Origin of the sequence: Pectobacterium aquaticum, assembly GCF_003382565.3 — a bacterium.
In the GTDB taxonomy this organism is placed as follows: domain Bacteria; phylum Pseudomonadota; class Gammaproteobacteria; order Enterobacterales; family Enterobacteriaceae; genus Pectobacterium; species Pectobacterium aquaticum.
Genome location: NZ_CP086253.1, coordinates 3,870,233 through 3,895,909 on the forward strand (window position 1 = coordinate 3,870,233; position 25,677 = coordinate 3,895,909).

The 25,677-nt window shown below is 54.0% G+C and carries 19 protein-coding genes and 1 riboswitch; of the genes, 11 read left to right on the top strand and 8 right to left on the bottom strand.

Features of this window, described 5'->3' with window-relative positions; translation table 11 throughout:
• The first annotated feature begins 11 nt into the window (after window positions 1-11).
• Complete coding sequence (gene mscM, locus DMB82_RS17910) at window positions 12-3,335, top strand: miniconductance mechanosensitive channel MscM (protein ID WP_116163153.1); 3,324 nt, start codon at window positions 12-14, stop codon at window positions 3,333-3,335.
• Between the two features lie 51 nt (window positions 3,336-3,386).
• On the opposite strand, the gene epmA is transcribed toward mscM, so the two are convergent.
• Window positions 3,387-4,364: an elongation factor P--(R)-beta-lysine ligase gene (epmA, locus tag DMB82_RS17915; RefSeq protein WP_116163155.1), complete on the bottom strand. Its 978-nt coding sequence runs from the start codon at window positions 4,362-4,364 to the stop codon at window positions 3,387-3,389.
• A gap of 474 nt (window positions 4,365-4,838) precedes the next feature.
• On the opposite strand from epmA, the gene frdA reads away from it, so the two are divergent.
• The 6 genes from frdA to DMB82_RS17945 all read left to right on the top strand — a co-directional run bounded on the left by frdA (window position 4,839) and on the right by DMB82_RS17945 (window position 10,168).
• Window positions 4,839-6,635: a fumarate reductase (quinol) flavoprotein subunit gene (gene frdA, locus DMB82_RS17920; RefSeq protein WP_102119406.1), complete on the top strand. Its 1,797-nt coding sequence runs from the start codon at window positions 4,839-4,841 to the stop codon at window positions 6,633-6,635.
• On the top strand, window positions 6,628-7,365 hold the full coding sequence (locus DMB82_RS17925; RefSeq protein ID WP_095700727.1) for a succinate dehydrogenase/fumarate reductase iron-sulfur subunit: 738 nt from the start codon (window positions 6,628-6,630) through the stop codon (window positions 7,363-7,365). The genes frdA and DMB82_RS17925 overlap by 8 nt, the downstream gene beginning before the upstream one ends.
• Before the next feature lie 13 nt (window positions 7,366-7,378).
• A complete protein-coding gene (frdC, locus tag DMB82_RS17930; RefSeq protein WP_102119418.1) occupies window positions 7,379-7,774 on the top strand; it encodes a fumarate reductase subunit FrdC in 396 nt (131 codons plus the stop codon).
• Between the two features lie 14 nt (window positions 7,775-7,788).
• Window positions 7,789-8,145 carry a fumarate reductase subunit FrdD gene (gene frdD / locus DMB82_RS17935; protein WP_005972985.1) on the top strand — a complete coding sequence of 119 codons (357 nt, stop codon included), beginning with the start codon at window positions 7,789-7,791 and terminating at the stop codon, window positions 8,143-8,145.
• Window positions 8,146-8,395: 250 nt separating this feature from the next.
• Window positions 8,396-8,980, top strand: coding sequence for a lipocalin family protein (locus tag DMB82_RS17940; RefSeq protein ID WP_102119405.1), 585 nt, complete (start codon window positions 8,396-8,398; stop codon window positions 8,978-8,980).
• A 219-nt stretch (window positions 8,981-9,199) separates the two neighbouring features.
• On the top strand, window positions 9,200-10,168 hold the full coding sequence (locus DMB82_RS17945; RefSeq protein WP_102119603.1) for an IS110 family RNA-guided transposase: 969 nt from the start codon (window positions 9,200-9,202) through the stop codon (window positions 10,166-10,168).
• 145 nt (window positions 10,169-10,313) lie between these two features.
• On the opposite strand, the gene DMB82_RS17950 is transcribed toward DMB82_RS17945, so the two are convergent.
• The 3 genes from DMB82_RS17950 to efp all read right to left on the bottom strand — a co-directional run bounded on the left by DMB82_RS17950 (window position 10,314) and on the right by efp (window position 11,662).
• Window positions 10,314-10,667, bottom strand: a complete 354-nt coding sequence (locus DMB82_RS17950; protein ID WP_005972979.1) for a DMT family protein — start codon at window positions 10,665-10,667, stop codon at window positions 10,314-10,316.
• 113 nt (window positions 10,668-10,780) lie between these two features.
• Window positions 10,781-10,912, bottom strand: a complete 132-nt coding sequence (locus tag DMB82_RS17955; RefSeq protein ID WP_102119429.1) for an entericidin A/B family lipoprotein — start codon at window positions 10,910-10,912, stop codon at window positions 10,781-10,783.
• A 183-nt stretch (window positions 10,913-11,095) separates the two neighbouring features.
• Entirely contained in the window at window positions 11,096-11,662 is a 567-nt protein-coding gene (gene efp, locus DMB82_RS17960; RefSeq protein ID WP_014916784.1) for an elongation factor P, read from the bottom strand.
• 41 nt (window positions 11,663-11,703) lie between these two features.
• Here efp and epmB point away from each other — a divergent pair, with 41 nt between their 5' ends.
• Window positions 11,704-12,756, top strand: coding sequence for an EF-P beta-lysylation protein EpmB (gene epmB, locus DMB82_RS17965; RefSeq protein ID WP_116155350.1), 1,053 nt, complete (start codon window positions 11,704-11,706; stop codon window positions 12,754-12,756).
• Between the two features lie 59 nt (window positions 12,757-12,815).
• Here epmB and DMB82_RS17970 read toward each other — a convergent pair whose 3' ends face one another.
• Both DMB82_RS17970 and pgi read right to left on the bottom strand, forming a co-directional pair.
• Window positions 12,816-13,163: a DUF4156 domain-containing protein gene (locus tag DMB82_RS17970; protein ID WP_102119427.1), complete on the bottom strand. Its 348-nt coding sequence runs from the start codon at window positions 13,161-13,163 to the stop codon at window positions 12,816-12,818.
• 43 nt (window positions 13,164-13,206) lie between these two features.
• Complete coding sequence (gene pgi, locus DMB82_RS17975; protein ID WP_014916787.1) at window positions 13,207-14,856, bottom strand: glucose-6-phosphate isomerase; 1,650 nt, start codon at window positions 14,854-14,856, stop codon at window positions 13,207-13,209.
• A gap of 168 nt (window positions 14,857-15,024) precedes the next feature.
• Window positions 15,025-15,218: riboswitch (Lysine riboswitch) on the top strand.
• Between the two features lie 115 nt (window positions 15,219-15,333).
• Between pgi and lysC the strand changes: the two genes are divergently transcribed.
• Window positions 15,334-16,710, top strand: coding sequence for a lysine-sensitive aspartokinase 3 (gene lysC / locus DMB82_RS17980; RefSeq protein ID WP_102119426.1), 1,377 nt, complete (start codon window positions 15,334-15,336; stop codon window positions 16,708-16,710).
• A gap of 353 nt (window positions 16,711-17,063) precedes the next feature.
• Here lysC and DMB82_RS17985 read toward each other — a convergent pair whose 3' ends face one another.
• Entirely contained in the window at window positions 17,064-18,710 is a 1,647-nt protein-coding gene (locus DMB82_RS17985) for a Na/Pi cotransporter family protein (protein WP_102119425.1), read from the bottom strand.
• Window positions 18,711-19,035: 325 nt separating this feature from the next.
• On the opposite strand from DMB82_RS17985, the gene DMB82_RS17990 reads away from it, so the two are divergent.
• The gene (locus tag DMB82_RS17990) at window positions 19,036-20,490 is read left to right on the top strand and encodes a DASS family sodium-coupled anion symporter (protein WP_102119424.1); all 1,455 of its coding nucleotides are present in this window, start codon (window positions 19,036-19,038) and stop codon (window positions 20,488-20,490) included.
• Window positions 20,491-20,717: 227 nt separating this feature from the next.
• On the opposite strand, the gene metH is transcribed toward DMB82_RS17990, so the two are convergent.
• Complete coding sequence (gene metH / locus DMB82_RS17995; protein WP_267132212.1) at window positions 20,718-24,353, bottom strand: methionine synthase; 3,636 nt, start codon at window positions 24,351-24,353, stop codon at window positions 20,718-20,720.
• A 432-nt stretch (window positions 24,354-24,785) separates the two neighbouring features.
• Between metH and iclR the strand changes: the two genes are divergently transcribed.
• Entirely contained in the window at window positions 24,786-25,616 is an 831-nt protein-coding gene (iclR, locus tag DMB82_RS18000; RefSeq protein WP_010310516.1) for a glyoxylate bypass operon transcriptional repressor IclR, read from the top strand.
• Window positions 25,617-25,677 lie beyond the last annotated feature (61 nt).

Sequence of the window (25,677 nt, forward strand, 5' to 3'; positions counted from 1 at the left end):
AGGTAGCTAACGTGCGTCTGATTCTGACTTTTCTTTTGGGATGTTTATTATCAACTGCCGCGTTGGCTGCCACTGCGCCCAATGAGACGCAGCTACGCCAGCAGCTACAGCAGGCGGAAGCCAACAAAGGTGCCGCCGATCAGGCGAAAGTCGTTGAAGAATATCAGGCCGCACTGAACACCCTGCAGGACCGCAAAGCGTCACTGGAGCGCGCCACACAGTACCAGCGCGTCATTGATGATTTCCCCAAGCTGGTTCAAGAGCTGCGTCGCCAGCTTAATGCCGAAGATGGCAAACCCTCGTCTATTTCAGAAAATCTCTCTAGCAACGATCTCGAACAGCAGCTACTGCAAACCAGCAGCCAGCTGTTGGAACAGGCTCGCCAGCTCCAGCAAGAACAGGATAGGCTGCGTGAAATCAGTGATTCACTGAGCCAGCTTCCGCAGCAGCAAACTGAAGCCAGCCGCATGCAAAGCGAGGCGGAACGCCGTATTCAGTCTCTCGGTACTCCTGCTACCCCGCTGGGGCAAGCGCAGCTTGTCGCGCTTCAGGCCGAATCAGCCCTGCGGAAAAGTCGAGTAGACGAACTGGAACTGGCACAGCTGTCAGCCAGCAATCGTCAAGAGTTGTCTCGGCTACGCGTCGAACTGTATAAAAAGCGTCACGACAGGCTGGATCTGCTGCAACAGGATTTACGCAGCAGACTCAACAACCTGCGCCAGCGCGAAGCCGAACAGGCATTAGAACGTACAGAACTACTCGCGGAACAAAGTGGCGATTTACCCAGCGTCATCAGCAAGCAGCTACAGGTTAACCGCGAGCTCTCCGTCGCGCTGAATCAACAAGCGCAGCGGATGGATCTCATCGCCTCTCAGCAGCGTCAGGCTGCCACGCACACCATTCAGGTTCGTCAGGCGCTGAGCACCATCCGCGAACAGGCGCAGTGGCTTGGCGTCTCACCGATATTGGGTGAAACCTTACGGGCACAGATCGCCCGCTTGCCGGAAATGCCCAAACCTCAGTTGCTGGATAGCGACATGGCGCAGCTGCGCGTACAGCGCCTGCACTTTGAAGACCTGATCAACAAACCTCAGGATCTTGATAATGCCAAGCAGGATAACGGCGATCCGCTGACCAGCGCACAGCAGCGTATTCTGGCCGATCAGATGCGAACCCAGCGCGACCTGCTGACGTCACTGATCTCCGGCTGTGATTCACAGATACTCGAACTGACCAAACTCAAAGTCGCCAATAACCAGCTGGCGGATGCGCTAACCGAAACACGGGAAGCAGCCCATCGCGACCTGTTCTGGGTGGCGGATGTCGATCCCGTAACGTTCGCCTATCCGCTCAAACTGGTACAGGATCTAACCCGCCTGCTGTCATTAGATACGCTGACGCAGCTGGGTAGCGCGCTGGTGATGATGGTGACCAGTCAGGAAACCGTGCTGCCGCTGCTGGGCGCACTGCTGCTGGTTGGTTTTAGTATCAGCTCACGTCGCCACTATCATGCGTTTATGGAGCGCGCCAGCAGCCGCGTCGGCAAGGTCACGCTCGATCACTTTATGCTGACGCTGCGTACCGTGTTCTGGTCCATCCTTACCGCCCTGCCGCTGCCGGTGCTCTGGGCCGCTCTGGGATACGGGCTGCAAAACGCCTGGCCTTACCCGATTGCCGTCGCCATCGGCGACAGCGTGACCGCCACCGTGCCGCTGATGTGGCTGGTGATGATCAGTGCCTCATTCTCGCATCCGCAGGGGCTGTTCATTGTCCACTTCCGCTGGTCGCCGGAGCGCGTAGCCAGAGCAATGCGCTACTATCGTCTCTCCATCGCCTTTATCGTGCCGCTGATTATGGCGCTGATTACTTTCGATAAGCTCAACGATCACGAGTTCTCTAGCACGCTCGGGCGGCTCTGCTTCATCCTGCTTTGTATGGCGTTGAGTTTGGTCACCACCGGATTAAAACGCGCGGGTATCCCGCTGTATCTGGATAAAGAAGGCTCGGGGGAAAACTCCGTTAACCGTGCGATGTGGAACATCCTGATCGCCATGCCGCTCGTTGCCGCGCTGGCCTCCTGCATCGGCTATCTGGCGACCGCACAGGCGCTGTTAGCCCGTTTGGAAACCTCCGTTTCTATCTGGTTCTTCCTGCTGGTGGTTTACCACATTATCCGCCGTTGGATGTTAATTCAGCGCCGCCGCATCGCCTTCGACCGCGCCAAACAGCGACGTTCGGAAATTCTGGCGCAGCGTGCCAAAGGTGAAGAAGACACGCCGTCTGCATCATCCCATGAAAGCAGTTCGGAAGCGGTGGAAGAGCCCGTTGTCGATCTGGACGCCATCAGCGCCAAATCCTTGCAGCTGGTGCGTTCCATCCTGACGTTGATCGCACTGGTTTCCGTTATCGCACTGTGGTCGGAAATTCATTCCGCCTTCGCGTTCATGGAAAATATTAGCCTGTGGGATGTCTCCAGCACGGTCAAGGGCGTGGAAAGCGTGCAGGCGATTACGCTGGGATCGGTACTGATCGCGATTCTGATCTTTATTATTACCGCGCAACTGGTGCGTAACTTGCCCGCCCTGCTGGAGCTGGCGATCTTACAGCATCTGGATCTATCGCCGGGCAGCGGCTACGCCATTACCACCATCAGCAAATATATTCTGATGCTGATCGGCTGTCTGATGGGGTTCTCGTTGATCGGGATCGAATGGTCGAAACTGCAATGGCTGGTTGCTGCACTGGGTGTGGGGCTCGGGTTCGGTTTACAGGAGATCTTCGCCAACTTTATCTCCGGCCTGATCATCCTGTTCGAGAAACCGATCCGTATCGGCGATACGGTCACGATCCGCGATCTCACGGGTAGCGTCATGCGGATTAATACCCGCGCCACCACCATTTCCGACTGGGATAGAAAAGAGATCATCGTGCCGAACAAGGCGTTTATCACCGAGCAGTTTATCAACTGGTCGCTGTCGGATTCGGTCACGCGTGTTGTGCTGACGGTGCCTGCTCCGGCGAACGCGAACAGTCAGGAAGTCACGGAACTGCTGATGGACGCAGTGAAGCGCTGTTCGCTGATTCTGGATACGCCAGAGCCCGAAGCCTTCCTCGTTGACCTGCAACAGGGCATCCAGATTTTCGAGCTGCGCGTGTTCGCCGCCGAAATGGGGCACCGTATGCCGCTGCGTCACGAACTGCATCAGTTGATTCTGGAAAACTACCGCAAGCACAATCTGGAGCTTCCTTTCCCACCGTTCCAGGTGAAAATGGACAATCTGTCGCGCAGTGGGAAAACGCTGACGCCACGGCAGCGGACGCCGGGCAGCTTATAAGAAGGGAAAACGGGCGGTGGACAGATGTGGCACCGCCCTGTATCAGATCGGTTACGCGCGCTCTACGGAGAACGCAATCACGTCACTCAGCTTCTCGGCATTCAGCGCCAGCATAATCAAACGATCCACGCCCAACGCCACACCGGCACAATCCGGCAGACCGTGTTTCAGCGCCGCCAGCAGGTTTTCATCAATCGGCTGCTGTGGCAGACCACGCGCAGCACGCTTGCGGTTATCCTGCTCAAAGCGCTGACGTTGCTCATCGGCATCGGTCAATTCACGGAAGCCGTTCGCCAGCTCGATCCCCTTGAAATAGACTTCAAAACGTTCGGCGACGCGATGGTCTTCCGAACTGATCTCTGCCAGCGAGGCCTGTGTTGCTGGGAAATGGTAGACAAACGCCGGTTTGTCGCGCCCGATGTGCGGCTCAACGCCAAAGGTAAACAGCATCTGCACCAGCGAATCGCGATCGTCTTCACGACAGGCGATATCGCCCAGCCCGAGTTTTTCTGCCGCTTCGCGCAGTTGCGCTTTATCAACAGACAGAGGGTCGATCTCCAGATGGCGTAAAAACGCTTGCTGATAGGAGAGCATTTCCGCACTTTCACAATCCAGTACCTGCTGCAACAGGTCATCGACCTCATTCATCAGGCGGTACATATCATAGTGAGGGCGATACCATTCCAGCATGGTGAATTCAGGGTTGTGGTGTCGGCCTGACTCTTCATTGCGGAAGCTGCGGCACAGCTGAAAGATCGGTCCACTTCCAGCAGCCAGCAGGCGCTTCATGTGGTATTCCGGGCTGGTCATCAAATACAGCGTCATGCCATCCGCAGCACCGGGGCCAACGAAGCGGGTCTGGAACGGGCATAAGAAAACATCCGTTACGGTAGCCTGGCTCATCGCGGGCGTTTCGACCTCCAGTACACCACGATCGGTGAAGAAACGTCGGACAGCAGCAATGATCGACGCTCGTTTCAACAAATTAGCGACAGAAGCACTAGGTTGCCAACTTGTCGTCTCGCTCATGGTTCTTACTCCAAAGTCAAACAGGGGGTGCAGTCTACCCGCATCAGCCCAAATTTCCAGCGGAAAAAAAGCCAGACGCGCTTTTCAGCAACGCATGCTCTACCCTCTAAGAAGGCGCGGTAAGGATAGCAGCCGTCAATTATATCCAGTGGATCATTTTCTTATATCCATCTCAAAAGGGTTATTAAAGAAATAAAAGCATTATTCCTCCCGAAATAAGCCTTTCGATCACGTTTTTATCAATAAATACGCGACCTGCTAAAAAAACCACAAAATGCAGGATCACATCAAATTTCATCTACCCATAATTCGGTATAATCATTCCCACACAAAAATTATAGGTTTATCTATTCTTTATACCTCTATCACATAATTTTCAGCGAGTTTGATATTAAGCTCGGATATAAAGACAGAAACGAATAGATATTATTTTTTTATTTTAACTTAATTAACTTAAGTAACTGGAGGAATGCATTGCAAACCTTTAACGCCGATTTGGCCATTATCGGGGCCGGAGGCGCTGGCCTGCGAGCGGCAATTGCTGCCGCAGAAGCCAACCCTCAACTGAAAATTGCGCTGATCTCAAAAGTCTACCCAATGCGTAGCCATACCGTGGCGGCAGAAGGTGGGTCAGCAGCGGTGACTCAGGAACACGATAGCTTCGATTATCACTTCAACGACACCGTTTCCGGTGGCGACTGGCTATGTGAACAAGACGTTGTTGAGCACTTCGTCAAACACTGCCCGGAAGAGATGATTCAACTGGAACAGTGGGGCTGCCCCTGGAGCCGTAAACCGGATGGTTCTGTCAACGTGCGCCGTTTTGGCGGGATGAAGATCGAACGCACCTGGTTTGCCGCCGATAAGACCGGCTTCCACATGCTGCATACCCTGTTCCAAACCTCCCTTAAATATCCACAAATCCAACGTTTTGATGAGCACTTTGTCCTTGACGTTCTGGTCGATGACGGCCAGGCGCGCGGTCTCGTTGCCATCAATATGATGGAAGGTTCGCTGATTCAGATCCGCGCTAACGCCGTGGTGCTAGCGACAGGCGGCGCGGGTCGCGTGTACCGTTACAACACCAACGGCGGCATCGTCACCGGTGACGGCATGGGTATGGCGTTCCGCCACGGTGTTCCACTGCGTGATATGGAATTCGTTCAATATCACCCGACCGGTTTGCCCGGCTCCGGTATCCTGATGACCGAAGGCTGCCGTGGCGAAGGCGGCATCATGGTCAACAAAGACGGCTACCGTTACCTGCAAGACTACGGCATGGGCCCAGAAACGCCGCTCGGCGAACCGAAAAACAAATACATGGAGCTGGGGCCGCGCGATAAAGTCTCGCAGGCGTTCTGGCACGAATGGCGCGCAGGCCGCACCGTCTCAACCCCGTTGGGCGATGTGGTTTACCTCGATCTGCGCCACCTCGGCGAGAAGAAACTTCAGGAACGTCTGCCGTTCATCTGCGAACTGGCAAAAGCCTATGTCGGCGTCGATCCAGTGAAAGAACCGATTCCTATCCGTCCTACTGCGCACTACACGATGGGCGGCATTGAAACCGATCAGAACTGCGAAACCCGCATCAAGGGTCTGTTCGCCGTCGGCGAATGCTCCTCGGTTGGCCTGCACGGTGCGAACCGTCTCGGTTCCAACTCGCTGGCCGAACTGGTGGTCTTCGGTCGCGTTGCGGGTGAACACGCCGTGCAGCGCGCACAGGCGGCGGCACCGGCCAACGGCACGGCGCTGGATGCACAGACGCGCGACATCGAACAGCGTCTGCATGACCTAATGAATCAGGAAGGTACAGAAAGCTGGGCGAAAATCCGCGACGAAATGGGCATGTCGATGGAAGAAGGCTGCGGTATTTACCGCACCACCGATCTGATGCAGAAAACCGTCGATAAGATGGCAGAGCTGAAAGAACGCTTCAAACGCGTGAAAATCACCGACCGCTCCAGCGTGTTCAACACCGACCTGCTGTATACCGTTGAGTTGGGCCATAGCCTGGATGTTGCGGAATGTATGGCGCACTCAGCAATCAACCGTAAAGAATCCCGCGGCGCACACCAGCGTCTGGATGACGGTTGCACCGAGCGCGATGACGTTAACTTCCTGAAGCATACGTTGGCGTTCTATAACCCGGAAGGCGCACCTCGTCTGGAGTATAGCGATGTGAAGATTACCAAACTTCCACCGGCCAAACGCGTCTACGGTGCAGAAGGTGATGCGCAGGAAGGCAACAAGAAGGAGCAGGCGAATGGCTGAGATGATCAAAACCCTGAAAATGGAAGTCATGCGCTATAACCCTGAACAGGACAGCGAACCGTATTTTGAGGCGTTCGATGTTCCGTACAACACGCAGACGTCCCTGCTGGATGCGCTGGGTTATATCAAAGATAACCTAGCACCGGACCTCTCCTACCGCTGGTCCTGCCGCATGGCGATCTGTGGTTCCTGCGGCATGATGGTGAATAACGTCCCTAAACTGGCCTGTAAAACCTTTCTGCGTGAATACACGAACGGTCTGAAGGTCGAAGCGTTGGGCAACTTCCCCATCGAGCGCGATTTAGTGGTCGATATGACCCACTTTATCGAGAGTCTGGAAGCCATCAAGCCGTATATCATCGGCAACGATCGTAAACCGGCTGACGGCCCGAACAAACAGACTCCGGCGCAAATGGCGAAGTATCACCAGTTCTCCGGCTGTATTAACTGTGGTCTGTGCTATGCGGCATGTCCGCAGTTCGGCCTGAACCCTGAGTTCATCGGTCCGGCGGCCATTACGCTGGCACACCGTTATAACCTGGACAACCGCGATCACGGCAAGAAAGAGCGTATGGCGCAGTTGAACGGGAATAACGGCGTCTGGTCCTGTACGTTTGTGGGCTACTGCTCAGAAGTGTGTCCAAAGCACGTCGACCCCGCCGCGGCTATCCAGCAAGGCAAAGTCGAAAGTGCGAAAGACTTCATGATCGCCATGCTGAAACCACAATAAGGGAGGGACAATGATGACATCTAAACGTAAAGCGTATGTTCGCGGTATGTCGCCGACCTGGTGGAAAAAGCTGGGGTTCTACCGCTTTTATATGTTGCGTGAAGGGACTGCCGTCCCTGCCGTCTGGTTCAGCATCGTACTGATGTTCGGCGTTTTCGCGCTGAAAAATGGGCCAGAAGGCTGGGCAGGCTTCGTCAGCTTCCTGCAAAACCCACTGGTGCTGCTGATCAATATCGTTGCTCTGCTTGCTGCCGCGCTGCATACCAAAACCTGGTTTGAACTGGCACCGAAGGCCAGCATCATCGTGATTAAAGATGAAAAAATGGGGCCAGAGCCAATCATTAAAGGGCTGTGGGCTGTCACCGTGGTGGTAACCGTAGCCGTTCTGGCGATCGCCTTACTATTCTGAACAGGAGAAATAACGTGATTAACCCAACGCCAAAACGTTCTGACGAACCGCCTTTCTGGGGCCTGTTCGGCGCCGGTGGGATGTGGAGCGCGTTCTTCGCTCCGGTGATCATCCTGCTGGTCGGTGTGATGCTGCCTCTGGGCTTGTTCCCGGATGCGTTAACCTATGAGCGCATCGCCGCATTCAGCCAGAGCTTCATCGGCCGTGTCTTTTTACTGCTGATGATTGTGCTGCCGCTCTGGTGTGGCCTGCACCGTATCCACCATGCGATGCATGACCTGAAAATCCACGTTCCTGCAGGGAAGTGGGTGTTCTACGGTCTGGCGGCAATCCTGACCGTGGTTACCGTTATCGGTGTGGTTACGCTGTAGATACAGCGCTATAAATGTAATGCTGTATACCTAAATAATTCGAGTTTCAGGAAGGCGGCAAGAGAAGGCATCCCGATGAGCTTACTTAGGTAAGTGATTCGGGTAACTGAACGTAGCCAACGCACATGCAACTTGAAGTATGACGAGTATAAATGGCCTGCACGACATCATTGCAGGCCGTTTTATTTTCCCCGCCTGACCACATCCATCGTCTACACTGGAACAGAGATGAAAACGATGAGATGTCAATATGATGCCCTTTAACGCTATTCGCTTTAACACCTCCTTATTCAAAAACCTTCTCTTCAAAATCAGACGATGCGGGAAAACGTGCATTGCCGCGCTGGTGGCACTCTTTTCTGTTGCCTGTAGCGTGACGCCGCCCGATAACGTCACCGTCGTGGAAAATTTTGACGTTAATCGCTACCTCGGCACATGGTATGAGATCGCCCGCCTCGACCATCGCTTTGAACGCAATATGGAACGCGTGACGGCAACCTACAGCCCGCGGGATGACGGGGGCATCAAGGTTATCAATCGCGGCTTTAACGTCGAAAAACAGGAATGGAAAGAGAGCATTGGGAAAGCGTATTTCACGGGTTCGCCTCAGCGGGGCACACTAAAAGTGTCGTTCTTCGGGCCGTTCTATGGCGGCTATAACATTATTGAACTGGACGACGACTACCGCTATGCCCTGATTTGCGGGCCGAACCGCGACTACCTGTGGATTCTCTCACGCACGCCAACGTTGGATGCGGCGACACGCGAAAAACTGGTCGCCACAGCCAAACGCTACGGCTTCCCGACAGAGGCACTTATCTGGGTCAATCAGTAATCGGTGCATATCGAACGCAACAATGGGGTAAAACGGCTATACCCTTGTATCTTGAAGTTTAGGTATTATTGACAATGTAGGTTTGGCACGGTTCATGTAGCCTGGTTTACCCTGGGGTTTCTAAGCCCGTTATTTAGCTCATTGCGCATGAACCGCGTCACTCATCTGAAACCCGTACAGTTGTTTGACCTCATTTCGTATTTGCAAGGAGGGGTAAAAATGAGTCTGCCAAATTTACTTCACATCGGCATTGATGTTTCCAAAGCCTCCCTCGATGTCGCTATCGGTTCCGCATTGCCGCCCTTTTCCGCCAGGAATGACCTCGATGGCTTTGACGCTATTCTGGCTGAACTGGCAAAACATCCTGTTTCCCTTATCCTCATGGAGGCTACTGGTGGCCTCGAAGCCCCACTCGCTTGTTCGTTACAAGCCGCTGGGTTTGAGGTCGTGGTTATCAACCCACGTCAGGCCAGAGACTTCGCGCGGGCCATGGGATACCTCGCCAAAACCGACACGATTGATGCCAAAGCCTTGGCTATGATGGCCGAGGTCATCGACCGTCATCCTGAGCGCGAACGTTTTATTCAACCGCTGCCAGACCCTCAACGTCAGGCTCTGGCGGCTCTCGTCACTCGCCGACGCCAACTCGTGACCATGCTTGTCGCTGAACGTAACCGCCTTACTCAGGCTCATCCTCAGGCTCGTAAGAGCATAAAAACGATTATTGATGCGCTGAAACACGAGCTGGCTCGCATAGACCACGACATGAACAGGCATGTTCAGATTCACTTCAGCGCCTTGTCCGGTTTACTCAATAGCGTCAAAGGCGTCGGAACCACGACCACCGCTACGTTGCTGGCAGAGATACCCGAACTGGGAAAACTCTCGCGCCGCGAGATTAGTGCGCTGGCAGGCGTCGCGCCCCTCAATCGGGACTCTGGCAAAATGCGGGGCAAGCGGACAATATTTGGTGGTAGGGCCCACGTCCGTAGCGTGTTGTATATGGCAACGTTGGTCGCGACTCGGTTTAATCCGGTGATTCACGCGTTTTATACGCGTCTCGTGACGGCGGGCAAACCGAAAAAAGTCGCGCTGGTTGCCTGCATGCGCAAACTTCTGACTATTCTGAACGCTATGCTCAAAACGGGTAAGGAATGGGATGCGTCTTTTCACCTGATTACCTCATGAAAAATAGTGTTCAAGACAGTTGCTAAATAATTCGAGTTGCGTGAAGGCGGCAACCGAGCGAATCCCCAGGAGCTTACTTAGGTAAGTGACTGGGGTGAGTGAGGGCGGCCAACGCACAAGCAGCTTGAAGTATGACGGGTATGGGTTATCCCATAATCTTATCGCGGAACATAAAGAAAACCGCGCCCAGCAGGCACAGCCCCGCCCAAATATAATCGGTGCGGAACGGTTCTTTTAAAATGAACATGGAAAAAGGGATAAATACGGAAAGGCTGATCACTTCCTGCAATATTTTCAGTTGACCGGCAGAAGCAACCTGATAACCAATCCGATTTGCTGGCACCTGCAAGAGGTATTCAAATAATGCGATCCCCCAACTAATCAACGCAGCAATTATCCAGGTTCGGCCACTGAAATAGCGCAAATGCCCGTACCAAGCGAACGTCATAAATATATTACTCAACGTCAGCATGCCGACAGTAATGAAAAGAGGCGACATTATTACTTCTCCGAGTGATCCACTTTCACATTATCTCGCCGCGGGGAAGAAAACACCATCACGGCATTTTCTCCCAGTCGGAAAAGTTATTACGATTTATTCCCCACGTTGGGCTATTGGGTGCTGCGCTGAATGGCCTTCCCGCCCGCTTCAACATCTTGCCCAACACCTCGGGTGGTATTGCACCCAACTACCGCAAAGAGAATAACCAAAGAGAAAATGGCAACAAACGCTTTTTTCAACATACTCGGTTCCTTCTTTATGAGAGTAGGATTTCAAGGGTACGAAAGTGACTGCTTTTTAAGCGTAGCCAATTTTAATGCTTGTGACGGTTTTTTCGGACGGGGAGCAAAACAGGGGGGAGACTGGGGTGAGGAAAAAATGAATTAAAAAAGCCGCCCTCACAGAAGGCGACCTTTTCAGATACATTACTTAACGCGTGAAACGTATTCGCCAGAACGCGTGTCAACTCTGACAACTTCGCCGATCTGCACGAACAATGGCACTTTAACGACTGCGCCAGTGCTCAGCGTTGCTGGCTTACCGCCAGTACCGGCAGTGTCGCCTTTCAGGCCTGGATCGGTATCGGTGATTTCAGCTTCGATAAAGTTCGGCGGCTGAACGGCGATAGGACGACCATCCCACAGGGTAACGATACATTCAGCGTTGTCTTGCAGCCATTTTGCCGCATCACCAACGGTCTTCTCTTCAACCTGATGCTGTTCAAACGTCTCAGGGTGCATGAAGTGGTAGAACTCACCGTCGTTGTACAGGTAGTTCATGTTGGTATCAACGACATCTGCGCCTTCTGCAGAATCGGTAGACTTGAAGGTTTTTTCAACGCGAGAGCCCGTCAACAGGCGACGCATTTTTACGCGAGCAAAAGCCTGGCCTTTACCCGGCTTAACAAACTCACTGGATTCGACGGCATACGGCTCGCCTTCGAATATGATTTTAAGACCGGAACGGAAATCGTTGCTAGAATAAGTCGCCATAAAGGCCCTCTACAATTTTAATACTGGTACGAAGCCAAAAAATGGCACACATTGTAACCCTAAATATACCTTCCAGAGAAGATTGGTTGCAGCAACTTGCGGACGTAATTACCGATCCTGATGAATTACTGCAACTTTTGGCACTGAACGATCACGCTAAACTCCGGCAAGGCCGTGATGCACGCAGGCTTTTTGCGCTGCGTGTGCCGCGCGCCTTCGCTGCACGGATGCAAAAAGGCAATCCTGACGATCCGTTGCTGCTACAGGTATTGACCGCGCGTGAGGAGTTTATCACCACCCCAGGCTTCACCCATGACCCGCTTGATGAACAACATAGCGTCGTGCCGGGGCTACTGCACAAATATCACAACCGTGCCCTGCTGCTGGTTAAAGGCGGCTGTGCGGTAAACTGCCGCTACTGCTTCCGCCGCCATTTCCCCTATCAGGATAATCAGGGCAACAAGGCAAACTGGCGTCAGGCGCTGGATTATATCCGCCAGCACCCAGAACTGGATGAAATTATTTTTTCCGGTGGCGACCCGCTGATGGCCAAAGACCACGAGTTGGACTGGCTGATCACCGAGCTGGAACACATCCCGCATCTGAAACGTCTGCGCATTCACAGCCGTTTGCCGGTGGTGATCCCTGCACGTATTACCGATGCGCTGTGCGATCGCCTATCACGCAGTTCGCTTCAGGTGTTGCTGGTGACGCATATTAACCACCCGCAGGAAATTGATCCTGATTTAACACAAAGTATGGCGCGTTTGCGCCGTGCAGACGTCACGCTGCTCAACCAAAGCGTGCTGCTGCGCGGGGTGAATGACAATGCAGAGACACTCGCCCAGCTCAGTAATGCGCTATTTGACGCAGGAATTCTGCCTTATTACCTGCACGTGCTGGATAAGGTTCAGGGTGCCGCGCATTTTCTGGTAGATGACAACGAGGCGCGCGTCTTAGTCAAAGCGCTTCTGAAGAAGGTATCCGGCTATCTGGTGCCCCGTCTGGCACGGGAAATCGGTGGGGAAGCCAGCAAAACGCCGCTGGATTTAGGGATGAAACAGCATCAGGACGACGCTGGGATAGTCGGTTGAGCAATACGTTAGGAAAGCGGTGAGAGCAAAATGCCACTCTCACCAGGTTTCTCTCTAGCTTAAGGACATTTGTAGACGCTGCCGCTCATCTTGCTGTCCAGCGGCGCAAAGCTTGACCAGAAGGTTTCACTCGAACTGGTTGTGCCATAGATGGTATTGCCACCCATCGCTGCCGCTTTATTGCGCAGGTCGTTTGCCGCACTGCGCATAGAACTGCCGTCGCTATGGTTTCCTGCCAGCCAGTTAGACTGGCTACCGCTGGCTTGCCCCAACAGCTGACATTCGCTGCCTGGCTTGGTATCCGTGAACGTCACGGCCTGCCCGGCGGCGCTGAGTTGGCTACTGCTACTGCTGCATCCCGCCAGCAACACTGCCGCTGATAGCCCCAACAAAATACGAACCTGCATGTCTTCCTCCTTGCGATTGAAAAACCAAAGGGCACAGGCCCGATTAGTTACGCCACGCCTTGAAGCGGTTGATCAGTCCGTTGGTAGAACTGTCATGGCTGTCGATCGTACTGTCATTTTCCAGCTCTGGCAGAATACGGTTCGCCAGCTGTTTCCCTAACTCCACGCCCCACTGATCGAATGTGAAGATATTCAGGATCGCGCCCTGAGTGAAGATCTTGTGCTCATACAGCGCAATCAGCGCGCCCAGGCTGTACGGGGTGATTTCGCGCAGCAGGATAGAGTTGGTCGGGCGATTGCCTTCGAATACTTTAAACGGCGCGACGTGTTCAACTTCTTTTGGACTTTTGCCTGCCGCCGCAAATTCTGCTTCTACCACCTCACGGCTCTTACCGAACGCCAGTGCTTCCGTCTGTGCAAAGAAGTTCGACAGCAGTTTGCTGTGATGATCGCTCAATGGGTTATGACTCACCGCCGGCGCAATAAAATCACACGGAACCAGCTTGGTGCCCTGATGGATCAACTGGTAGAACGCATGCTGGCCGTTCGTACCCGGTTCACCCCAGATAATCGGTCCAGTCTGGTAATCCACTGGATTGCCGTTGCGATCGGCTGATTTCCCGTTGGATTCCATATTCCCCTGTTGGAAATAGGCGGCAAAACGGTGCATGTATTGGTCATACGGCAGAATCGCTTCAGTTTCAGCACCGAAGAAATTGTTGTACCAAATGCCGATCAGCGCCAGCAGCACGGGCAGGTTTTTCTCCGCTGGCGTGGAAGCGAAGTGCTTGTCCATCGCGTGCGCGCCGCTGAGCAGTTTTTCAAAGTTATCAAAGCCCAGAGAGAGAATAATCGACAGCCCAATCGCCGACCATAGAGAGTAACGTCCGCCAACCCAGTCCCAGAATTCGAACATGTTGTCGGTATCGATACCAAATTCGCCGACGGCTTTCGCGTTGGTGGACAGCGCAGCAAAGTGCTTGGCAACGTGTTTCTCGTCCTGCGCCGTTTTCAGGAACCAGTCGCGAGCGCTGTGCGCGTTGGTCATGGTTTCCTGCGTAGTGAAGGTTTTTGACGCCACGAGGAACAGCGTGGTTTCTGGGTTTAGCGGCTTCAACGTTTCAGCAATATGCGTGCCGTCAACGTTAGAGACAAAGTGCATATTGAGGTGATTCTTATAAGGCTTCAGCGCTTCCGTTACCATGAACGGGCCCAGATCGGAGCCGCCGATACCGATGTTAACCACGTCGGTAATGGTTTTGCCGGTATAGCCTTTCCACTCACCGCCGATCACGCGTTCGCTGAAATCTTTCATTTTCGCGAGCACCGCGTTGACTTCCGGCATCACATCTTTGCCATCCACCAGAATCGGCGTGTTGCTGCGGTTACGCAGGGCAACGTGCAGAACGGCGCGGTCTTCCGTGCGGTTGATTTTCTCGCCAGCAAACATGGACTGAATCGCCGCAGACAGGTCCGTTTCCCGTGCCAGCGCGTGCAGTTTTTCCATCGTTTCTGCGGTGATGCGGTTTTTGGAGTAATCCACCAGCATCTGATCGTCGAACGTCGCAGAAAAATGCGCGAAACGATCGCTATCTTGTGCAAATAGCTCACTGATTTGCACGTCTTTCATCGCGTCAAAATGGTGTTGTAATGCCTGCCAGGCGGCAGTTTGGCTTGGATTAATATTTTTCATAATGCGACTTTCTCTCTAAGCATGAGTTCAAAGTGACTGAATCGATTGTATCCCTTAAAATCCCGATTGAGATCCCTTTTCTTGCTAAAAGCGGTTCATGCTCTTTTGTTTATTGACAGAAACGGCATAACCCGTTATTTGTAACACCGTACTTGCACACTCGGTGTGCAAGCCAGAAGAGGCGCGTCGCCCAGGTAAGATATCGGAGGAACCGTAATCCGCTGATGATATCCGAGGGGGAGCGATGCCGAGATGCGGTGAAAGTACGGCTTTCACCCTATCGACTACAGAGGCTGAATCCTCTGGGTTGTCACCGGATTAGTCCTGACGGACGTCCAGCAAGGTGGAGCGCTTCTGGGTGTATCGTAGTCATTTTCTACGCCTGCCCCCTACTTTTGCTCTCCCCCTGTGCCAAGGCTGATTAATGGAATGCTGTTTACTGAAAACAGCCTACCCCCTGACACGAGGTTTTTTGACATGTCTGCAACCGAAGTCTCCGCGAACGCGAACTCTACCGTTATTGCCAAATTTGGCGGCACCAGCGTGGCGGACTTTGACGCCATGAATCGCAGCGCCGATGTGGTGTTATCTAATCCCAATGTACGCGTTGTGGTGCTGTCAGCATCGGCGGGTATCACCAACTTACTGGTCGCGCTCGCCGAAGGCCAGGCGTCGGAAATGCGCGCTGAAAATCTGGCGAAAATCCGCCAGATCCAATACGCCATCATCGACAGACTGACTAACCAGAGCGTTATTCGCGATGAGATCGATCGCATGCTGGACAGCGTCACCACGCTGTCTGAAGCGGCGGCGCTTGCGACGTCAAACGCCCTGACCGATGAACTGGTCAGCCACGGCGAACTGATGTCTACCCTGCTGTTTGTCGAGATTCTGCGTCAGCGTGATGTCACTGCAGAATGGTTCGATGTGCGAAAAATCATGCGTACCGACGATCACTTTGGCCGTGCTCAGCCGGACGTCGACGTTTTAGGTGAACTGACTCGCAGCCAGTTGCAGCCGCGTCTTGAGCAAGGTCTGGTGATCACGCAGGGCTTTATCGGCAGCGAAGCGAAAGGTCGCACGACCACGTTGGGTCGCGGCGGTAGTGATTATACGGCGGCGCTGCTGGGCGAAGCGCTCAACGTCGGCCGAATTGATATCTGGACCGATGTTCCTGGCATCTACACCACTGATCCACGCGTGGTACCGACCGCAAAACGCATCGACCAAATCATGTTTGAAGAAGCTGCCGAAATGGCGACATTTGGCGCGAAAGTCCTGCACCCAGCCACGCTGATGCCTGCGGTACGTAGCGATATTCCGGTATTCGTCGGTTCCAGCAAAGATCCGGCTGCTGGCGGTACGCTGGTGTGCAATAAAACCGAAAATCCGCCGCTGTTCCGCGCGCTGGCGCTGCGTCGTAAACAAACGCTGCTTAAGCTCTATAGCCTGAACATGCTGCACGCACGCGGTTTTCTGGCCGAAGTGTTCAGCATTCTGGCGCGTCATAACATCTCCGTTGACCTGATCACGACGTCAGAAGTCAACGTGGCCTTGACGCTCGACACAACCGGCTCTACCTCAACGGGCGACAGCCTGCTATCCAGTGCCTTGCTGACCGAGCTGTCATCGCTGTGCCGGGTTGAGGTTGAAGAGAATCTGTCGTTGGTCGCGCTGATCGGCAACAATCTGTCTCAGGCCTGTGGCGTCGGGAAAGAAGTATTTGGCGTACTGGAGCCGTTCCGTATTCGCCTGATCTGCTACGGCGCCAGCAGCAACAACCTGTGCTTCTTGGTACCGGGTGACGACGCCGAGCGAGTGGTACAAACACTGCACCGCAGCCTGTTCGAGTAAATTCGCTCTCTGTCTCTTAGTCACCAATACAGAGGCATCGCGGGTTTTGACGTTATCCGGCGTAAAAAATTATGCTGAGGAGATAGCGGGCTTAGGATGAGCCGCATGGACGCGGCGAAAGCTTGCGCCACGCCGGGAGCGTGTCGCAAGCGGTCCGTTAAGCCTGATATCGACGAAGATACCGCGTCAGCGGCATAATTCCCGCCGAAAAGCCTGGGGTCACGGGGCGAGCGGCGTTTGAGCCGTCCCGTGTCGGGCGCGTGCTATGAAGTAGCATGAAAATGGCGGCATTATCGCGCACGAAACCACCTCTTAGCCTGCATAAAAATATAACTAAGAGAGCCTCCAAAGGATCACAGCGTCAGCGGTGATTCTTCGCGGTCTTCTTCCCCATCCTGTTGCACAATCAAGACGTTATACGCCACCGCACAGAACAGTGAATTCAGTCGGTTCATGTCTCCAAGCAAGCTCAAATGGAGCGAACTGGTTTCCAGACTCTGTACGTTGTGCTGATGTAAGCGATCAACATGCGCATGCGCATAACGGCGGTTCATAATGCGGAAACGGTGTTTGGCACGGCGCAGGCGTTTCGCGCTGGTAACATCCCCCGACAGGAAAACTGACAGCCCAAGACGCAGATTCACCAGCAGTTGTTCATGCAGATGGTTCAACTCTTCCAGACCCTGCGCGGAAAACGCCATGCGTACACCAGAGGAATGATTGGCAATGTCATCTGCCATGCGTTCGATAATATCTCCCGCCTGCTCCAGATTCAGCGCCACTTCGATCACTTCGGCCCAGCGCCGAGAATCTCGCTCATCCAGCCCGTCTTTCTGAATCTGCGCCAGATAGAGCTTAATCGCGGTGTAAAGGATATCGACATCATCATCGAGTCGGCGAATCTCACGCCGCTGTATAGGGTCGCCTTGTAAGACTTCACGGTACAAACGCAGCATTTGCTCCAGCACATCGCCAATACGCAGCGTTTCACGCGCGGCGTTGGCCAGCGCTAGCGCCGGCGTATCCAGCGAGCTGGTGTCCAAATGACGCGCTTTCATCTGGAGATCGACTTGCGGCGAATCAGCAATCATCACGCAGGACAGTCGTGCCACCACGCCGGTAAGCGGAATCAGCAGCAAGCAACGAATCAGGTTGTAGAACAGGTGAAAGTAAATGACCAGCTCTTCGGCGCTTAGCGGAATGCGCGTTAACCAGCGCGAAAGCGGCTCAACTAGCGGTAGCACAACCAAACAGCCTATCAACTTGAACAGCATGCTGCCGAGCGCCACGCGTCGGCCTGCCGCATTCTGCGTCGAGGCGCTCATCATCGTCAGTAATCCGCTGCCCAGATTGGCACCAATCACCAAGCACATCGCCACTTCCAGCGAGATCACACCGCTTGCCGTCAAGGTTGCCGTTAGCAGCACCGCTGCCAGACTGGAATAGGTAATCACCGCGAACAGCGCGCCAGCCAGCGCATCCAGCATGACGTCGCCTGTCAACGAGGAAAACAGCACCTTCACGCCCGACGTTTGCGTGATCGGAGCCGCGGCCACGACAATCATTTCCAGCGCCAGCAAAATCAGCCCGAGGCCAATCGCCACGCGACCAACCTGCCCCACCCGCGTCTGCTTACGGCTAAGGAAAAAGATCACGCCCAGAAAAATCAGCAGCGGAGAAAGCCAAGACAGATCGAACGTCAAAATCCGCACCATCAGTGCCGTACCAACATCCGCCCCGAGAATAATCACCAGCGCAGGCGTTAGTGCCACCAGTCCCTGTGCAACAAAAGAGGTCGTCAGCAATGCAGTAGCATTGCTGCTCTGCACCAGTGCGGTTACGCCAATGCCGGCCATAAAAGCCAACGGTTTTTTCTCAACGCTATCGCTGAGCACACGCCGTAACTGGGTACCATAAACCCGCATGATACCGGTACGTACAATGTGAGTGCCCCAGACCAGCAACGTAATCGCAGAAAGGAGATTCAACAGTGTTAACAAAAAGTCCTCGCTCCCAGCTAAACAATATATCGATGAAATACAGTGTATCGAAAGAAAACAAAGTATTAATGAGGTACTAAATCACCATCTTACCAGATGTTTGCAGACCGTATTGCGAGGCAGCCCGCGCCCAAGCAAAATCGTCCAGCGATCAAGGAATGATAAAAATTACTTAACTGACAATATTTAAAAAACAGAATCCAAATCAATAAGCCGATAATTTTGCCTCACGCCTTCCCCAGTTAGCGCTATGCTCTCTTTATCCCTATAAATCCTATGGGTTATATACCCGTACCGCTCTGCTCGCCATAAGTAAGGAAAATGGATGAAGACGAAAACCTCGTATGGACTGAACTGGCTCCCGCTGATCGTGATTCTTATCATCGCGGCTTTTTTCTGGCACATAGCCCCCCCGACCGGCTTAAGCCCCGCCGCCTGGCACTCCGCCGTCATTTTCGTGGCCACGATCGTATGTATTGTCGCGAACATCCTTCCGATTGGGGCCATCGGTATTATCAGTATCACGCTCTTTGCGCTGACATACGCTGCAGGAGATAAAACGGCCAGCGGCGCAATACAAACCGCACTCAGCGATCTGAACAGCTCGCTGATCTGGCTGATTGTTGTCGCCTTCATGATCGCGCGCGGCTTTATCAAAACAGGGCTGGGCCGCCGCATCGCCTTGCAGATGATCCGCATGTTGGGAAAACGCACGCTGGGTCTGGCTTACGGTTTGGCCTTTGCCGATCTGGTGCTTTCCCCTGCCATGCCGAGCAACACCGCACGCTGCGGCGGGATTATTTATCCCATTGCCGATTCGCTGTCCCGTAGCTTCGACTCCAAACCGGAAGATGCCTCGCGCAGTAAGATTGGCACCTTCCTCATTACCTGCATCGGTAACGTTAACGACGTGACCGCAGCGTTGTTTATGACCGCTTACACCGGCAACCTGCTGGCGGTGAAACTCGCGGCCAACGCGGGCGTGACCATCACGTGGGGAAGCTGGTTTCTGGCGGCGCTCGTGCCCTGTTTGATCTCTCTGGCGGTTGTCCCGCTGCTCGTCTACTGGCTGACCAAACCGGAAATTCGCCATACGCCGGATGCGCCAAAACTGGCCGTCGCCGAACTGGCAAAAATGGGCAACATGAGCCGCGGTGAATGGCTGATGGCATTCACCGTCGTCTTGCTGCTGGTACTGTGGATTTTTGGCGATAAATTAGGCGTGGATGCCACGACAGCCTCGTTTGTCGGGCTGTCTTTTCTGCTGTTAACCGGCGTACTGAGCTGGGAAGACGTGAAGAGCGAGAAAGGGGCATGGGATACGCTGATTTGGTTCGCCGCCCTACTGATGATGGCAAATCAGTTGAAAAAGCTCGGCTTCACCAACTGGTTTGGCGATCTCATCGGCAGCAACATCGGCCACTTAATGCAGGGAACCAGTTGGGTATTGGTGTTGTTACTGCTAAATGCAGCCTATTTCTACACCCACTATTTCTTCGCCAGCGGCAACGCGCAGATCGCCGCACTTTTTGCCGTGTTCCTCAGTGTCGGGATCAACCTGAATATTCCAGCAGTGCCGATGGCGTTCATGCTGGCGTTTACCAGCAGCCTGTACTGTTCACTGACGCAATATACCCACGCTCGCGGCCCCATCCTGTTCGGCGCAGGCTATGTGCCCACCGCCGTCTGGTGGCGCACCGGTTTCGTCGTCAGTCTGGTGAATCAGGCAATCTTCATGAGCGCGGGCCTGCTGTGGTGGAAAGCGATTGGCCTGTATTGATCGTTAGCGAATACATGATGTGAAAAAGCTGGGTTACCCCGGCTTTTTCATTGTATTACCGCAACACGCGCATGTTAGCGTTTGTCAGGCAAATCCCAGAGGACAGCGGCAACTGAGCGGCCGTGGCGCTAGTGTCACAGAGAAAAATGTGGCTCATCACACACGAAACGCCCACCCTGCAATACATAATTCAGACAACAATATCAGTAAGTCACTTACTCAATTCCTTAATCCGCATCATAGCCCAAATTCGGCGCTAACCAGCGCTCAACGTCACTCACGCTCATCCCTTTACGTACCGCGTAATCTTCCACCTGATCGTGCTGGATTTGCGCGACGGCAAAGTATTTGCTGTCAGGGTGGCTGAAATACCAGCCGGATACCGATGCACCCGGCCACATGGCATAGGATTCGGTGAGCTTCATGCCGGTATGTTTTTCCACATCCAGCAACTGCCAGATTTGCACTTTCTCCGTATGGTCAGGACAAGCCGGATAGCCCGGTGCGGGCCGAATACCCTGATAATTCTCGCGGATCAGCAGCTCACTACTGAGGTTCTCATTCGGCGCATAGCCCCAGAACACCTTGCGCACGCGCTCATGCAGGTACTCCGCAAAGGCTTCCGCCAGACGGTCAGAAATCGCTTTCACCATGATCTTGTTGTAATCATCATGCTGAGCTTCCCACAGATCGGCCAACGTATCCTCTTCCAGCCCGCCGGTCACGGCAAAGGCTCCCAGATAGTCCGGCTTGCCGCTGGATTTCGGTGCCACAAAATCAGACAGGCAGTAGTTCGGGAAGTCGGTTTTTTCCGTCTGTTGACGCAGATGGTGGCTCACTGACAGCACCGTTTCACGCCGTTCATCGGTATAAATCACGACGTCATCGCCAACGCGGTTCGCCGGGAAGAGGCCTACCACGCCGCGAGGATTCAGTGCGCCACGTGCGGACAAGTCATCCAGCATCGCGTTGGCATCAGCAAACAGGCGCTTGGCCTCTTCACCCACCACCTCATCTTCCAGAATGCGGGGATATTTCCCGGCCAGCGACCAGGTCATAAAGAACGGCGTCCAGTCGATATAGTTGCGCAGCGTTTCGATGCTGGCTGTCACCGCCTGCACGCCCAGCCGATGTGCAACGGGCGGCGTGTAGTTATCCCAATCCAGATCGGAAGCGTTAGCACGAGCCGCTTCCAGCGTCACGGGCGGCGTTCTCGGTTTTTTACGCGCGTGCTGAATACGCACGGTTTCATACTCTTTACGAGTGCGCGCAACAAAGTCGTCATACTGCGTACTGGACAGCAGGGCAGACACCACACCAACAGAGCGCGAGGCATTCTGCACATAAACCGTCGGGCCGCTATAGTTCTGCTCAATCTTCACAGCGGTATGCGCTTTAGAGGTCGTCGCGCCACCAATCAGCAGCGGCAGCGTGAAGCCCTGACGCTCCATCTCTTTCGCCACGTTGACCATTTCATCCAACGACGGCGTAATCAGCCCGGACAGCCCGATGATATCGACATGCTCTTCACGCGCGGTCTTCAGGATTTTATCCGTCGGCACCATTACGCCCAGATCGATAATTTCGTAGTTGTTACATTGCAGCACCACACCGACGATATTCTTGCCGATATCGTGGACGTCACCTTTTACGGTCGCCAGCAGGATTTTCCCAGCGGAAGAGCCTTTGTCTTTACTGGCTTCAATATAGGGTTCGAGGTAGGCCACGGCCTGCTTCATGACGCGAGCGGATTTCACGACCTGCGGCAAAAACATTTTGCCTGCACCGAACAGATCACCGACCACGTTCATGCCGTCCATCAGCGGGCCTTCGATCACCTCGATCGGCCGCGTCGCCTGCTGGCGTGCTTCTTCGGTATCCAGTTCGATAAACTCAGTAATGCCTTTAACCAGCGAATACTCCAGACGCTTCTTCACGTCCCAGCCGCGCCACTCCGCCTGCGTTTTGCTGCCTTCATCTTCCGTTTTGCTGCCGCGATATTTCTCTGCCAGATCGAGCATGCGCTCGGTGGCATCGCTGCGACGGTTAAGGATCACGTCTTCAACCGCATCGCGCAGTTCAACAGGGAGATCGTCATAGATCGCCAACTGGCTGGCGTTCACGATCCCCATGTCCATACCATTGCGGATCGCGTAATACAGGAAGACGGCGTGGATCGCCTCACGGACCAGATCGTTACCACGGAATGAGAACGACACGTTGGAGACGCCGCCAGAGATCATCGCATGCGGCAGTTGCGCCTTGATGTCCGCACAGGCTTCGATGAAATCCACCGCGTAGTTGTTGTGCTCGTCGATACCCGTTGCCACGGCGAAAATGTTCGGGTCGAAAATAATGTCTTCCGGCGGGAAACCGACTTCTTCCGTCAGGATGCGGTACGCCCGGCTACAAATTTCAATTTTACGCGCACGGGTATCTGCCTGCCCGACTTCATCGAAGGCCATCACTACCACAGCTGCGCCATAGCGCCGCACCAGCTTAGCGTGATGAATAAAGGCCTCAACGCCTTCCTTCATGGAGATCGAGTTAACAATCCCTTTGCCCTGAATGCATTTAAGCCCTTTCTCAACCACATCCCATTTTGAGGAGTCAATCATGATCGGCACACGGGCGATATCAGGTTCGCCGGCAATCAGATTCAGGAAACGGATCATCGCCGCTTCCGCATCCAGCATGCCTTCATCCATGTTGATATCGATGATCTGCGCGCCGCTTTCCACCTGCTGGCGGGCGACATCCAGCGCTTCGTTGTACTTTTCTTCTTTGATCAGACGTTTAAAACGTGCGGAGCCGGTGACATTCGTCCGCTCCCCGACGTTAACAAACAGGGTGTTGGCATCGATATTCAGCGGTTCCAGACCGGATAAACGGCAGGCCACCGGAATCTCTGGCAGCTTACGCGGCGGCACGCCTTCCACCACTTTCGCCATCGCGGCAATGTGCGCAGGCGTCGATCCACAGCAACCGCCCACGATATTCAGGAAGCCGGATCGCGCCCATTCGCCGATATGTTTTGCCATATCGGCCGGATCCAGATCGTATTCCCCGAAGGCATTAGGCAGCCCCGCATTCGGGTGTGCGCTCACATAGCATTCTGAAATACGTGATAGTTCGGCGACATACTGGCGCAGCTCATCCGGCCCCAGCGCACAGTTCAGGCCGAAGGAAAGCGGGCGGGAATGGCGTAAGGAGTTGTAAAAGGCTTCCGTCGTTTGGCCGGATAGCGTACGCCCTGACGCATCCGTGATCGTGCCGGAAATCATCACGGGCAGTACGATCCCTAGCGCTTCAAATTCACTTTCGACGGCGAAACTCGCTGCTTTAGCATTCAAAGTATCGAAAATGGTTTCGATCATGATCAGATCGACACCGCCTGCGATCAAGGCGCGTGTCGATTCGCGATACGCTTCCACCAGTTGATCAAAACTCACGTTACGAAACGCGGGATCGTTAACATCGGGGGAGATCGACGCGGTGCGGTTCGTTGGGCCAAGCACACCAGCAACATAGCGCGGCTTATCCGGCGTTAACGCCGTCCATTTGTCAGCGCTGGCACGCGCCAGCTGTGCAGCAACCGTGTTGATTTCCGCCGAAAGGGCTTCCATATCATAGTCCGCCATCGCAATCGTGGTGGCGTTGAAGGTGTTGGTTTCGAGAATGTCGGCACCGGCTTCCAGATAGGCGTCATGGATTTCACTAATCACCTGCGGCTTGGTCAGCACCAGCAGATCGTTATTTCCTTTCACATCGCTCGGCCAGTCAGCAAAGCGCTCACCGCGATAATCTGCTTCCTGCAGGCGATAACCCTGGATCATGGTTCCCATACCACCATCCAGCACCATAATGCGTTGCGCCAACTGACGCCGCAATTCGTCTACCCGATTACTCACGCGAACCCATCCCCGGCCAATAAATACGATATGTAGTGTCTATACCCAAAATAATCCGAGTTGCATGCAGGCGGCAACCGCACGAATCCCCAGGAGCTTACATAAGTAAGTGACTGGGGTGAGTAAGGACAAATCGGCTAAGCCGATTTGAACGTCGCTTGCGGCGGCTCTTCAGAGCGAGGCTCAGAGAGCCGAGTATTGCCAACACACATGTAGCTTGGAGTATGACGGGTATATCCTAGCATAAGTTATGAGCACGCTAACGCCGTGTAGCATGAGACTTTTTCAGATCATTCGCCGATAAAAAGCGCAGAGAAAGAAGAGTTGCATTCTGCGGTGAAAAAACGAAAATCAATTCCATAACCCTAAAAAGGAATCGATGCCATGACGCCACCAGAGCCAGCCAAACGCGGGAAGAAACCCAGAGCCAGTACGGGCACCACCGCGCAGCCAACTGGGCAGGTTCAGTCGCTGACCCGTGGCCTGACGCTGCTTGAATATATCGCCAAAGCCAACGGCAGCGTGGCACTAACCGATCTCGCTCAACAGGCCGGTTTACCGAACTCCACGACCCACCGCCTGCTCACCACCATGCAGCAACAGGGCTTTGTGCGTCAGGTTGGCGACTTGGGGCTGTGGACGATTGCTTCACACGCGTTTATCGTCGGCAGCAGTTTTCTGCAAAGCCGCAACCTGCTGGCCATTGTGCACCCAATACTACGTAAGCTAATGGAAGATTCGGGCGAAACCGTCAATCTGGCCGTGCTCGATCAGACCGATAGCCAGGCGATCATCATCGATCAGGTTCAATGTACGGCGCTGATGCGCATGTCCGCCCCCATCGGGGGTAAATTGCCGATGCATGCTTCGGGGGCTGGGAAAGCGTTTCTGGCACATTTACCTGATGCTCAGGTCACTCAACTGCTGCACAAGAAAGGGCTGCACGGCTACACGCCACACACCTTCAGCTCGCCACAAGCCCTGAAAGAAAACCTGTCACTGATTCGCAAGCAGGGCTATTCGTTTGATGATGAAGAGCACGCGCTGGGGCTACGCTGTATCGCGGCCTGTATTCTGGATGAACATCATGAAGCCTTCGCCGCCATTTCCATCTCTGGCCCTGTGTCGCGCATCACGGACGACCGTGTCACAGAACTCGGCGCGCTGGTGATCAAAGCCGCTAAGCAGGTCATGCAGGAATACAGCGGGTTATAAATAAGGTGTATTCCTCGTAATAAGAGCTTGTTATGACGAGTTTTACTATTGCCCAGCGTGA